Origin of the sequence: Agrobacterium sp. AGB01, from assembly GCF_014851585.1 — a bacterium.
GTDB lineage: Bacteria > Pseudomonadota > Alphaproteobacteria > Rhizobiales > Rhizobiaceae > Agrobacterium.
The window spans coordinates 65,733-79,097 of the sequence record NZ_JACVAB010000001.1; the positions used below are offsets into that span (position 1 = coordinate 65,733).

General features: G+C 55.8%; 9 protein-coding genes. All 9 read left to right on the forward strand.

Going from position 1 to position 13,365, the window contains the following annotated elements:
* The first annotated feature begins 6 nt into the window (after positions 1–6).
* On the forward strand, positions 7–492 hold the full coding sequence (gene lspA / locus IB237_RS00350) for a signal peptidase II (protein WP_371815210.1): 486 nt from the start codon (positions 7–9) through the stop codon (positions 490–492).
* A 55-nt stretch (positions 493–547) separates the two neighbouring features.
* Positions 548–2,794, forward strand: a complete 2,247-nt coding sequence (locus IB237_RS00355) for a hybrid sensor histidine kinase/response regulator (RefSeq protein ID WP_192486644.1) — start codon at positions 548–550, stop codon at positions 2,792–2,794.
* Positions 2,795–2,928: 134 nt separating this feature from the next.
* Complete coding sequence (locus IB237_RS00360) at positions 2,929–3,810, forward strand: GNAT family N-acetyltransferase (RefSeq protein WP_192486645.1); 882 nt, start codon at positions 2,929–2,931, stop codon at positions 3,808–3,810.
* 151 nt (positions 3,811–3,961) lie between these two features.
* Complete coding sequence (mutS, locus tag IB237_RS00365) at positions 3,962–6,676, forward strand: DNA mismatch repair protein MutS (RefSeq protein WP_371815211.1); 2,715 nt, start codon at positions 3,962–3,964, stop codon at positions 6,674–6,676.
* Positions 6,677–6,773: 97 nt separating this feature from the next.
* Entirely contained in the window at positions 6,774–9,596 is a 2,823-nt protein-coding gene (locus IB237_RS00370) for a [protein-PII] uridylyltransferase (protein WP_192486646.1), read from the forward strand.
* Positions 9,593–11,185: a murein biosynthesis integral membrane protein MurJ gene (gene murJ / locus IB237_RS00375; protein WP_192486647.1), complete on the forward strand. Its 1,593-nt coding sequence runs from the start codon at positions 9,593–9,595 to the stop codon at positions 11,183–11,185. Before IB237_RS00370 ends, murJ begins: the two co-directional genes overlap by 4 nt.
* Complete coding sequence (locus tag IB237_RS00380) at positions 11,182–11,601, forward strand: VOC family protein (protein WP_192486648.1); 420 nt, start codon at positions 11,182–11,184, stop codon at positions 11,599–11,601. The genes murJ and IB237_RS00380 overlap by 4 nt, the downstream gene beginning before the upstream one ends.
* A gap of 80 nt (positions 11,602–11,681) precedes the next feature.
* A complete protein-coding gene (trpS, locus tag IB237_RS00385; RefSeq protein ID WP_192486649.1) occupies positions 11,682–12,746 on the forward strand; it encodes a tryptophan--tRNA ligase in 1,065 nt (354 codons plus the stop codon).
* A gap of 123 nt (positions 12,747–12,869) precedes the next feature.
* A complete protein-coding gene (locus IB237_RS00390) occupies positions 12,870–13,361 on the forward strand; it encodes a universal stress protein (RefSeq protein ID WP_192486650.1) in 492 nt (163 codons plus the stop codon).
* Positions 13,362–13,365 lie beyond the last annotated feature (4 nt).

Consider the following 13,365-nt stretch of genomic DNA (forward strand, 5'->3'; position numbering starts at 1 on the left):
ACAGGCATGTTTTCCCGATTGGTCCCGGCTTTGGCGCTCATTGTCTCATTGCTGGTGATCGACCAGATCGTCAAAACACTGGTTGAGCTTTATCTGCCTCTGCAGGAAATGGTGCCTGTTATTCCGATGCTGGCGCTCTACCGGACCTATAATCTGGGCGTTGCATTTTCCATGCTGTCGGACATGGACGGTTGGTTCATCGTGACCATGCGTCTGGTCATTGTGGTTTTTGTCATCTGGATGTGGAAAAAAACGCCCAAGGACCGCAGTTTTGCGCATCTGGGTTTCGCACTGATCATTGCCGGCGCGCTCGGCAATATCTTCGACCGTTTTCTGTATGGCCACGTCATCGACTACATCCTGTTTCACACGCAAACATGGTCATTTGCCGTGTTTAACCTTGCCGACAGCTTCATCAGCATCGGGGCGGCCTGCGTCATTCTGGATGAAGTTTTGCAGATGAAAACGGCCAAAGACGCGCAGAAAGATTAAACTTTTATCGTTTAGGCAAAGCCAATCAAAACCGCTGACATGGTAGAGATTGGGTATGAGCGACCCTGCACATCTTCGCAAGCAAATTTCCGGCGTCCTTGAGGATGCGTCTGCCCTGCAAGGCAAGGCGGACGGCAAATACCCTGCGCAGACCGCGACCCCTGCGGATCAGCTCTCCGTTGACCCGTCGGGTCAGCAGAGCAGAGCGCCGTTCATCTGGCTTGCCGCGGGTGCTGGCGTTGTTTCCACTCTGCCGTTTTTGTGGAGCGGGCTTGCCGGCTGGTCTCTTTCGCTCGCTTCTCTGGCTACACTCGGTGCTGTTGCGGTTCCGGTTTTCCGCGGGCTGAATCACTTTGTCAAAACCTCAAGTGACAGCCCAGATGAACAGGTAGTCGGATCCTTCTTGCCAGCCATCCATGATGCCATGGGTGATATCGCGGTTCTGCGTGGCATGGATCGTCGTATCATTGAGGCCAATAATACGTTTCGGGAAATGACTGGCTGCAATGCACCTGATGGCATGAGCTGCGAGGAAATTGGCGTTGCATTCCGTCCCGGCGGCAAGGCGCATTGTTACGACGTGGAAATTGCCACACCCTACGGACAGCGCATTTTCACCTGGCAGGATGCCGTGGTGCGTCTGGGGCAAAGCAACCGTCTGGTTATCCAGTCCGTGGCACGCGACGTGACGGATGAACGCCGCGCCTTGATGATGCGCGAGGAAGCACGGCAAAAAGCCGAAAAGGAAAGTGCTGTCAAAAGCAGGCTTTTGGCCACTGTCGCCCATGAAATTCGCCTGCCTCTCAGCGGTATTCTCGGAATGAACCACTTGTTGTCGCAGACAAAGCTCAATGATGAGCAGCGCAACTACCTTGATGGCACCCGCCAGTCCGGGCAGGGACTGGTGCAACTGGTTGAGGATCTGCTTGATTTTTCGACCATGGAAGCTGGCCGTTTCCGCCTGAACCCACGTGCGGAAAATCTCCGTCGGCTCATTGAAAGCATCGTCGAAATGCTTGCCCATCGTGCTCATGAAAAAGGTATTGAGATCGCCTCGACGGTTGCATCCGATGTGCCGGAATACCTTGACTTCGATCCGGCAAGATTGCGCCAGGTGCTGTTTAATCTGATTGGAAATGCCGTCAAATTCACCACCTCGGGGGGCGTGCTGATCCGTACCCTAATGGATGGAGACAATCTTATTCTCTCGATATCCGATACAGGTCCGGGCATGACCAAAACTGAACAGGCGCGGATCTTCGGAGAATTTGAACAGGCCGGTTCTGCCCGCCAACGCAGTGCCGGAACGGGACTTGGATTGGCAATTTCGGCACGTATCGTGCGTGAATTTGGTGGCACCTTGAGTGTTGAAAGCGCCAAAGGCAAGGGCAGTGTCTTCATCCTGCGTTTTCGGGCCGTTGCCGATGCATCGGGTGAGGATGATGAAGCCCGCCGCACGATGCTGACCAAAAGCAATGTGTTGGTTCTATCGCCGGAGGGAATGACAGCAATGGCCGCCAAGGCGTCCATCCACTCCTTGGGCGGGCGGTGCCGTGTTGTATCGGATATGGCAGGCGTAGAGGCGCTTGATCTCGACAGCGCGCAGGAGGACGAGGCGATCAGCGACATCATTGTCGACCATCGTTGCGCGACCCTGTTTGCCGATATTGTAAAACGCTGGCCTTGCCTGTCGGAAAAACCTGTGCGCCGCATCCTGATGGTCAATCCGGAAGAACGTGCAACCCAACTGCAGGGCGGTTACGACGCCTGGCTAATTCGTCCCTTGCGGGAAAAATCACTCGCGGACGTGTTGAGTGGGCGCCTTCGTGGCATGGAGCGTCGTGATGCCATCAATGACAACCAGCCCGGTTTCGGCGGTGCTGATATCGAACATCCGGCCGGCCGCAAGCCGATGGTTCTGGTGGCAGAAGATGATCCGGTCAACGCGCGTATTCTGCGTGTTGTTTTGGAAAAATCCGGTCACGATGTGCATTTGGTGACGGATTTTCCAGCGCTGCTGGCTGCCGCAGTCCCCGGTGCCGCCATTCGTCCGGACCTGATTATTTCAGACCTCAATATGCCAGGTGGCGAAGCCTTGGATGTTCTACCGCATATTTGCCGGGAATATGCGCATTGGCCGCGCGTGCCGGTTATCGTTCTAAGCGCCGACACATCGGCTGAAACGCGCAAATCCGTATTGGACGCAGGTGTGAGTACGGTTCTGGCAAAACCGGCCGATCCCAAGCAACTGCTGGAGGAAATCCACGCCCTGTTGCCACAGATGGAAAGCATGGTGCAGTAGGTACCAACCTTAAGTGGTTTGCCCTGTTACAATTGACCGATGTTCCTTTTCGCCGCAGGGCTCTATTGTCACTATTCTGTCGTCAATAAGTGATTTATGACAGCCGAACTCAATCGGTGGCGGAGCGATTCTCCATGGTCACAGAAATACTGAACCGCGATATTTCCGAACAGGGCGCTTCGGTCGCTCAGGTCATCGGCAAGCCGCAACTTGACAGCGGTCTTCTGGGCCGTATCGGTACATTGGAAACCCGCCTTGCGGTCAATGAACGCGAGGTTGATGCGGCCCAATCCGTCCGTTACCGGGTGTTTGTCGAGGAGATGAGGGCAAGCCTTCCTTCCGACGCCATGCGGCGCAAACGCGACGTCGATGCCTACGACGCCATCTGTGATCATCTTCTGGTGCTTGACCGCGCTATCGAAGGCGATACGGAAGACCAGATCGTCGGCACATACCGTTTGCTGCGGCAGGACACGGCTCTGGCCCATGGTGGTTTTTATTCCGCTTCGGAATTCCAGATCGGTGATCTCCTGGAGCGCCACCCTGACAAGCAGTTCATGGAGCTGGGTCGATCGTGCGTGCTGCCGGAATACCGCACCAAGCGCACCGTTGAATTGTTGTGGCAAGGCAACTGGGCTTACGCCCTGCGCCACAGAATGGACGGCATGTTCGGTTGCGCATCGTTCCCGGGTGTCAGCCCGGAAAGCCATGCGCTTGCGCTGTCATTCCTGCATCATCACAACACGGCAAAGGGCGAATGGGCAGTCAGTGCACGTCCCGAACTTTACCGTGACATGGACCTCATGCCAGTCGAGGCCGTCCATGCCCGCCGTGCCGTGTCGTCCATGCCACCATTGGTCAAGGGCTATATGCGCCTTGGTGCGATGTTCGGTTCCGGTGCCGTTGTCGACCACGCCTTCAACACAACGGATGTACTGGTCGTGCTTCCCGTGTCGGCAATCGCCGGCCGTTACGTCAATTATTATGGCGCAGATGCCGGCCGTTTCGCCAGCTAACCTGTATTGATGGGTGCTTATCGCACCCGAATAAGGGCTCGTCGCACCAGCTTCCTGTGGGAAGCGGTGCTGCCCATGTTGTGTTGCAAGGGACAAAACCGCTAGTTTGGCCGCTCGTTTCCCGCAACAGACCAGATTGTCGATTAAGCCATTGACGGACGTTCATTCCCACGCCTCGCTGATATCAGAAGAAAGCCGTGCATCGGCAACGCCGATGATGGAGCAGTATATTGAGATAAAATCGAACAATCCCGGTTCGCTGCTGTTCTATCGCATGGGCGATTTTTACGAATTGTTTTTCGACGACGCCGTGGCGGCATCGCGTGCGCTTGGCATTACACTGACCAAACGCGGCCAGCATCTCGGACAGGATATTCCGATGTGCGGCGTGCCCGTGCATGCAGCGGATGATTATCTTCAGAAACTGATTACCCGCGGTTTTCGGGTCGCCGTCTGTGAACAGGTCGAAGATCCGGCCGAAGCCAAAAAGCGTGGCTCGAAATCCGTCGTCCGACGCGACGTGGTGCGTCTGGTGACACCCGGTACGCTGACCGAAGAAAAACTGCTTGTCGCGACCGAATCCAACTACCTGATGGCGCTGACCCGCATCCGCGGCGGTGCCGAAGTGCAGTTCGCACTGGCTTGGATCGATATTTCAACGGGTGTTTTCCGTCTTTCAGAGACGAACCTGACGAGGCTTCTCGCCGATATATGGCGTATTGACCCGCGCGAACTGATCGTTGCCGATACGTTGTTTCACGATGCTGAACTGAAGCCGGTATTTGATGTGCTCGGCCGTGTTGCCGTCCCGCAGCCTGCTGTTTTGTTCGACAGCGCGACGGCAGAAGGCCGTATCGCCCGTTATTTTGGCGTCACGACGTTGGATGGATTTGGCAGTTTTTCGCGTGTCGAACTGGCCGCAGCGGCCGCGGCCGTTGCCTATGTCGAAAAAACGCAGATTTCAGAGCGACCACCCTTGGGTGCGCCGGAACGCGAAAGTGCAGCATCAACCCTATTTATCGATCCTGCCACCCGCGCCAATCTGGAACTCGCAAAGACGCTTTCCGGTGAACGCGAAGGCGCATTGCTGAGTGCTATCAACCGCACCGTTACCGGCGGTGGCGCGAGACTTCTGGCGGAGCGCCTGCTGTCACCTCTGACGGATCCGGACAAGATCAATGCGCGGCTCGATTCGGTCTCATGGCTGATCGATGATAACGCAATGGCAGAGCGGCTGCGTGAAGCACTGAAACATGTGCCGGATATGCCGCGTGCCTTGTCGCGTCTGGCACTGGAACGCGGCGGCCCACGTGATCTTGGCGCTATCCGCCAAGGCCTTTCGATCGCATCCAGCATTGCCTCGCTGCTTGAGGAAGGTCTGTTGCCGGAAGAACTGGCTGGCGCGCTCTCGGCCCTCAAATCCCTGCCAAAAGGCTTGGAGGCCATGCTTGGCTCCATGCTGGCCGACGAAATGCCGCTGTTGAAAAGAGACGGTGGTTTTCTGCGCGACGGTGCCAACCCGGAACTGGACGAAGTGCGGGCACTGCGTGACCAGTCACGGCGGGTGGTGGCTGGTTTGCAGCTGAAATATGCCGAGGAAACCGGCATCAAATCGCTGAAGATCAAACACAACAATGTGCTTGGGTATTTCATTGAGGTGACGGCCGGTAATGCCGACGTCATGATGGCGAGTGATGAGGCGAAGGCCCGGTTTATCCATCGTCAGACCATGGCCGGCGCCATGCGCTTTACCACCACTGAACTGGCGGATCTGGAAAGCCGCATTGCCAATGCAGCAGCCCAAGCCTTGACCATGGAGCTTGAGGCATTTGAGCAGATGACATCAGCCGTGGTTTCAGAAGCTGAAGCCATCAAGGCTGGCGCGCTGGCGCTTGCAGTTATCGATGTCGCTGCTGGTCTGGCCTATCTGGCGGTTGAGCAGGCCTACTGCCGTCCGGTCGTTGATGGCTCGATGACATTTGCCATCAAGGGCGGACGCCACCCGGTGGTCGAACAGGCGCTGCGACGCCAGTCTGTCGGTCCGTTCATTGCCAATAATTGTGATCTTTCTGCGCAGAACGGCGACAAGAATGGTGCAATCTGGTTGCTGACAGGCCCGAACATGGGCGGTAAATCGACCTTCCTGCGCCAGAACGCCCTGATTGCCATCATGGCACAGGCAGGGTCTTTTGTACCGGCCGAGACTGCTCATATCGGTATCGTCGACCGTCTGTTTTCGCGTGTTGGCGCATCCGATGATCTGGCTCGCGGCCGTTCGACCTTCATGGTTGAGATGGTGGAAACCGCTGCCATTCTTAATCAGGCGACCGAACGCTCCTTGGTTATTCTTGATGAAATTGGTCGTGGCACAGCGACATTTGATGGTCTTTCCATCGCATGGGCAGCCGTTGAGCATCTGCATGAAATCAATGCCTGCCGCGGACTGTTTGCCACGCATTTCCATGAACTTACCGTGTTGTCGGAAAAGCTTGGCCGACTGTCCAACGCTACCATGCGCGTCAAGGAATGGGACGGCGAGGTTATTTTCCTGCACGAAGTTGGCCCCGGTGCGGCAGACCGCTCCTACGGTATTCAGGTGGCGCGACTGGCTGGCCTGCCTGCTTCCGTGGTGGACCGTGCGCGCGATGTGTTGACACGACTTGAAGATGCCGATCGCAAGAACCCGGCAAGCCAGTTGATCGATGACCTGCCACTGTTCCAGATGGCAGTGCGTCGTGAGGACACCCGTAAAGCCAGCGCTTCTAAGGTGGAGGAAGCGGTCAAGGCGCTCAATCCCGATGAGATGACGCCTCGTGAGGCTCTGGACGCGCTTTATGCGCTCAAGAAACAACTTGGCAATGCTTGAGCGCTAAATTGCCTGTCCATGACGCCCCAAAATCGCTATAGGCCTTTGCCATTACGGTAGGCTATGGCGACCCTTAAGCAGAATGGATGCAGGCTTTATGGCCCACAAGGAAATCGATTACTCCGAAATCCTCGACGTCGAGGCTTTTCAGAAGGAATGCGACGCAGTGTTTGCCGGAAGCGGCAAACCGCTTCTGGATGCACGTTCGCAACTATTGCCAATCTTCCGCAAGGCAAGCAACGAAGGACGGAAAACGGCACGCCAGATTTTGGATGCGGACGGTGGCGGACTGGATTGTGCACGCCGTATATCCTGGTTGCAGGACCGCCTGATCGAGGTGTTGTACCATCTGGCGGTCAGTTACGTTTATCCACGCGATGCTGCTGAAATTACCGTGACCGCCGTCGGCGGTTATGGCCGTGATACGCTGGCGCCTGGCTCCGACATCGACCTTCTGTTTCTTCTGCCACCCAAGAATTCGCAGGATATGCAAAAGGCAGTCGAGTTTGTTCTCTACATTCTCTGGGATCTTGGCTTCAAAGTTGGCCATGCCACCCGCACGGTTGAGGAATGTATCCGCCTTTCAAAATCCGACATGACCATCCGCACCGCCATTCTGGAAATGCGCTACATCTGCGGCAAGATGGCATTGTCGGACGATCTGCAAAAACGCTTTGACGCCGAAGTGATCACCGGTACCGGGCCGGAGTTTATTGCCGCCAAGCTCGCTGAGCGCGACCAGCGCCACCGCAAGGCAGGTGACACGCGTTATCTGGTGGAGCCAAACGTGAAGGAAGGCAAGGGCGGTCTGCGCGACCTGCACACGCTGTTCTGGATCGCTAAATATTATTACCACGTACGCGACGCCGCCGAACTCGTAAAGCTCGGTGTGCTCTCACGCCGCGAATTGAAGCTGTTCGAAAAGGCAGATGATTTTCTCTGGGCCGTTCGCTGCCAGATGCACTTTCTGACCAATAAAGCAGAAGAGCGGCTGTCTTTTGATATTCAGCGGGAAATTGCCGCCGCGCTTGGTTATCAGCCGCGTCCCGGCCTGTCCGCCGTTGAACGTTTCATGAAGCATTATTTTCTTGTCGCAAAGGACGTGGGCGATCTGACGCGCATCGTCTGCGCGGCGCTGGAAGACCGGCAGGCCAAGGCTGTTCCCGGCCTCACCGGTGTTCTGAACCGCTTTACCAACCGCGTGCGTAAGATTGCTGGCAGCGTGGAATTTGTAGAAGACCGCGGTCGTATCGCACTGGCCGATCCCGATGTCTTCAAGCGCGATCCTGTCAACATCATTCGTCTGTTTCACATTGCCGACATCAATGATTTGGAACTGCATCCGGATGCACTGCGTGTTCTCACGCGCTCACTGTCGCTGATCGATAACAAGGTGCGGGAGAATGACGAGGCCAACCGTCTTTTCCTGTCGATCCTGACATCGCGGCGCGACCCGGCTTTGATGTTGCGACGCATGAACGAGGCGGGTGTGCTCGGCAAATTCATTCCGGAGTTTGGCAAGATCGTCGCGATGATGCAGTTCAACATGTATCACCACTACACGGTTGATGAGCATCTTATCCGCTCTGTTGCGGTTCTCTCGGAAATCGAAAAGGGCCAAGCCATCGATACGCATCCGCTGGTCAACCAGTTGATGCCGATGATCGAAGACCGCGAAGCGCTTTATGTTGCTGTGCTGCTGCATGACGTTGCAAAGGGACGGCAGGAAGATCACTCGATTGCCGGTGCACGCGTCGCCCGTAAATTCTGCCAGCGTTTCCGTTTGAACGTAAAGCAGACGGAAACCGTGACCTGGCTCATCGAACAGCATCTGCTGATGTCGATGGTCGCGCAGACACGCGACCTGCATGACCGCAAGACCATTGCCGATTTTGCCGACAAGGTACAGTCGATGGAACGGCTGAAAATGCTGCTGATCCTGACGGTCTGCGATATTCGTGCCGTAGGGCCTGATGTCTGGAATGGCTGGAAAGGCCAGCTTCTGCGCACGCTCTACTATGAAACGGAACTGCTATTATCTGGCGGTTTTTCTGAAGTTTCGCGTAAAGAACGTGCCAAGGTTGCTCGCGAAAAACTCTATGACGCGCTTACCGACTGGGGCCAGAAGGCACGCCGCAAATATACCGGTCTGCATTACGAGCCCTATCTTCTGTCGGTCGATCTGGATGACCAGATACGCCACACAAAGTTCCTGAGGGCGGCCGACAAGGAAGAAAAAGCGCTTGCCACCATGGTGCGCACCCACTCCTTCCACGCTATCACCGAAATCACCATTTTGGCACCCGACCATCCGCGTCTTTTGTCGGTGATTGCCGGTGCCTGCGCCGCTGCTGGTGCCAACATTGCTGATGCGCAGATTTTCACGACCTCTGACGGTCGTGCGCTCGACACCATTCTCATCAATCGCGAATTCCCGATCGATGAGGACGAGATGCGCCGTGGCGCCAATATCTGCAAGTTGATCGAAGAGGTGCTGTCGGGCACCAAACGTTTGCCGGAAGTGATTGCGACTCGCACCAAGTCGAAGAAAAAGAACCGGACCTTCAAAATTCCGCCGTCGGTTATCATCTCCAACGGTCTGTCGAACAAGTTCACGGTTGTTGAGGTCGAGTGCCTTGACCGTACGGGTCTGCTGGCCGACATCACCGCGACCATTGCCGATCTGTCGCTCGATATTGCCTCGGCACGCATCACGACTTTCGGTGAAAAGGTCATCGATACTTTCTATGTCACCGATCTCACCGGCCAGAAGGTGATGAATGACAACCGTCAGTCCACAATCGTGGCGCGTTTGAAAAACATCATGGCCGACCCCGAGGATTTGTTGGCCGCGACCGGTGAGGCGGCCACTGTTTCCTCAGCGGAAGCCGCAAACAATCGCATGAAAGCCCAGGCATGAGCCTTCTCAAAAAATTCGCAACAGTTGGCGCCGGCACGCTGGGCAGCCGTGTGTTTGGTTTCATGCGTGAAATGCTGATGGCTGCGGCACTTGGTACGGGACCGGTGGCGGATGCGTTCAACGCCGCATTCCGGTTTCCCAACACCTTCCGACGCCTGTTTGCCGAAGGAGCGTTCAATTCGGCCTTCGTGCCGCTGTTTGCCAAGGAAATCGAGGCAAGCGGCATGGAGGGTGCAAGAAGGTTTTCCGAAGAGGTTTTCGGCGTCCTGTTTACTGTGCTGATGGCCCTGACAATCGCCATGGAGTTGGCCATGCCGCTTCTGGTGCGCACCATCATCGCGCCGGGCTTTGTCGACGATACAGTCAAGTTCGACAACACCGTTCAGCTTGCTACCATCATGTTCCCCTATCTGGCCTGCATGTCGCTGGCCGCGATGATGGGCGGTATGCTGAACTCGCTGCACCGTTATTTCGCAGCCGCCATCGCACCGGTTTTCCTCAATATCATCCTGATCGGTGTTCTCGGCTGGGCATGGTATGGTGGCCATGATCCGCTGGAAGTGGGTTATGGCCTGTCTTGGGGTGTCATGGTTGCCGGTGTCGTGCAGCTTGCCATCGTATGGGTAGCGGTTCGCAATGCTGGTATGCGCATCGGCTTCCGACGTCCTCGTTTGACAAAAAACGTTAGCCGGCTATTGATATTGGCATTGCCTGCGGCAATTACTGGCGGCATTACGCAGATCAACCTGCTGATCAATACGGCGATCGCGTCTGGCGGTGAGGGGACTATTGCCTCGCTTGCCTATGCTGATCGCGTTTATCAACTGCCGCTCGGCGTCGTCGGCATCGCCGTTGCCACAGTGTTGCTGCCGGAACTGTCGCGCGCCCTGCGTGGCGGCCAGCATGTTGAGGCGGCGACGTTGCAGAACCGCTCCGTCGAGTTTGTCCTATTTCTAACACTGCCTGCCGCAGCAGCTTTGTTGGTCATGGCAGAGCCGATTGTTCAGTTGCTGTACCAACGCGGTAACTTCTCAGCCGATGCGACGGTCAAGGTCGCTGAAATTCTTGGTATCTACGGACTGGGCCTTCCAGCATTCGTTCTGATCAAAGCCTTCATTCCCGGATTTTTTGCACGCGAAGATACCAGAACGCCAATGATGTTTGCTGGCATTTCCGTTGTAGTAAACGTGTCGCTGGCGCTTTATCTGTTTCCGCGTTTTGATGGCGCTGGCATTGCCACTGCGGAAATTGTGGCTGGTTGGGTCAATGCCGCCATGTTGTTTGCAATGCTGGTAAAGCGTGGCCATTGGCAGATTGATATGCCGCTTCTGACCCGTATCCCGCGCCTGCTGTTTGCGTCAGCGGTTATGGCGACATTAATCTGGTTTGCCATGGGCTGGCTGCATCCTTGGTTGTCCAATGGGCATTTCGCTGTTCGGGCTGGCACCATTGCCGGGTTGATAGTGGTTTCCATGGCGGTTTACTTTGCGTTGGCTTTTGCCACCGGTGGAGCGCAGCTTTCAATGGTCAGACGCAATCTCAAACGGGGCGGCGCAAAACATACCCCTTCCAAGGATGAAAAAGCATGAGTGCCGATTTTGCGCGAAACCGCCGCATTGCGTTGGTTACGTTGGTTGTTGACAGCTACGATCGGGCCAAAACATTCTATTGCGAGACACTCGGTTTTGAGTGCCTTGCTGATGAACCGCTGCCGGATGGTAAACGCTGGCTGGTGGTGAAGCCTAATGGGGCGGATGGTTGTGGCCTGTTGCTGGCCGAGGCGGACGGTGAGGAACAAATGCTCGCCATTGGCAATCAGACCGGCGGTCGTGTCGGTTTCTTTTTGAACACGGACGACTTCGCACGTGACTATGCCGCGATGCTGGCCAAGGGTGTGCATTTCCTGGAACAGCCGCGCCATGAGATCTATGGTTCAGTGGCCGTGTTCGAAGACCTTTACGGCAATCGCTGGGATCTTTTGGAACCCAGTCATTCACCCACTTGATTGCGCGGTGTTGCGGGTGCATAAGCGCCCGCGAAATCTAACCAAGGAGCAAGGCCCTCCACAAGCCTTCGAGGACACTCATGAGCGAATTCAAGAAACTGGTTTTTTCGGGCGTTCAGCCAACCGGTAATCTGCATCTTGGCAATTATCTCGGCGCAATTCGCAAGTTCGTGGCGCTGCAGGAAGACAGTGACTGCATCTACTGCGTTGTTGACCTGCATGCCATCACCGCACAGCTGGTGCATGAAGATCTGCGGGCGCAGACACGGTCTATCGCTGCTGCATTCATCGCAGCCGGTATCGATCCGGTGAAACACATCGTGTTTAACCAGTCGGCCGTGCCGCAGCACGCCGAATTGGCTTGGGTGTTCAACTGCGTGGCGCGCATCGGTTGGATGGAGCGCATGACGCAGTTCAAGGACAAGTCCGGCAAAAATGCCGAGCAGGTGTCGCTTGGCCTTCTGGCATATCCAAGCCTGATGGCGGCTGACATTCTCGTTTATCGCGCAACCCATGTGCCTGTTGGCGATGACCAGAAACAGCATCTGGAACTGGCGCGTGATATTGCCCAGAAGTTCAATATCGATTTTGGTGGCCAGATCAAAAGCGCCGGCCTTGGGCTGGATATCGTGGTTGGCGAAGAGCCGGTTCACGCTTATTTCCCAATGGTTGAACCGCTGATCGGTGGTCCTGCGCCGCGTGTCATGTCGCTGAAGGACGGTTCAAAGAAGATGTCCAAGTCCGACCCGTCGGACCTGTCGCGCATCAACTTGATGGATGATGTCGATGCCATTTCGAAGAAAATTCGCAAGGCAAAGACAGATCCGGATGCCTTGCCGAGCGAAACCGAGGGGCTGAAAGGCCGCCCTGAGGCAGAAAATCTGGTCGGTATTTATGCGGCTCTTGCTGATAAATCCAAGGCAGAGGTGTTGCAGGAATTTGGCGGACAGCAGTTCTCGGCCTTCAAGCCTGCACTGATTGATCTGGCTGTGAATGTTCTGGCGCCGATCAATCTTGAAATGCGCCGTCTGCTTGACGACACCAACCACATCGACGCCATTCTGAGAGATGGCTCGGAACGGGCTGGCGTGATTGCGGAAAAAACCATGAATGAAGTCCGCGATATCGTTGGCTTTCTGAGGTGATAACTTGCCGCCCGCAGTATGTGTGGGCGGCTTGTCAGCTTGGCAAATTTCTATAAGCTCCGCCTCAATCGTATCAAAGGCGAGTTTCATCGTCTGGAATTTCAGAAACAGGGAGCACGCTCTATGGTTTCAAAACGGCTGTCTCGACTTGAAGGTCATCGCCGTAAATTTCTGGCGGTCATCGACGGGACGCCCGAATGCGAAAGGGCCGTTCATTATGCGGGCCGCCGTGCCAAGAACTCCAATGGCGGCCTTGTTTTGCTTTACGTCATTCCGGATGGCGATTTCCAGCAGTGGCTGGGTGTCGAGCAGATCATGCGGGCAGAGGCACAGGAAGAGGCAGAGGCCTCCATGGCCAAAACCGCGCAGAAAGTACGTGAGACCGTCGGAATAGAGCCGGAAGTGGTCATTCGTGAAGGTGCTGCCGCCGAACAGATCCATGGTTTGATTGAAGAAGACCGGGATATTGCCATTTTGGTCTTGGCTGCCGGTTCAACCAAGGAAGGCCCTGGTCCGCTGGTCTCGTCCATTGCGGGCAGGGGTGCTGCATTCCCCATTCCTGTTACCGTATTGCCAGATACGCTGAGCGACGAGGAAATTGACGCACTTTGCTGAGCGT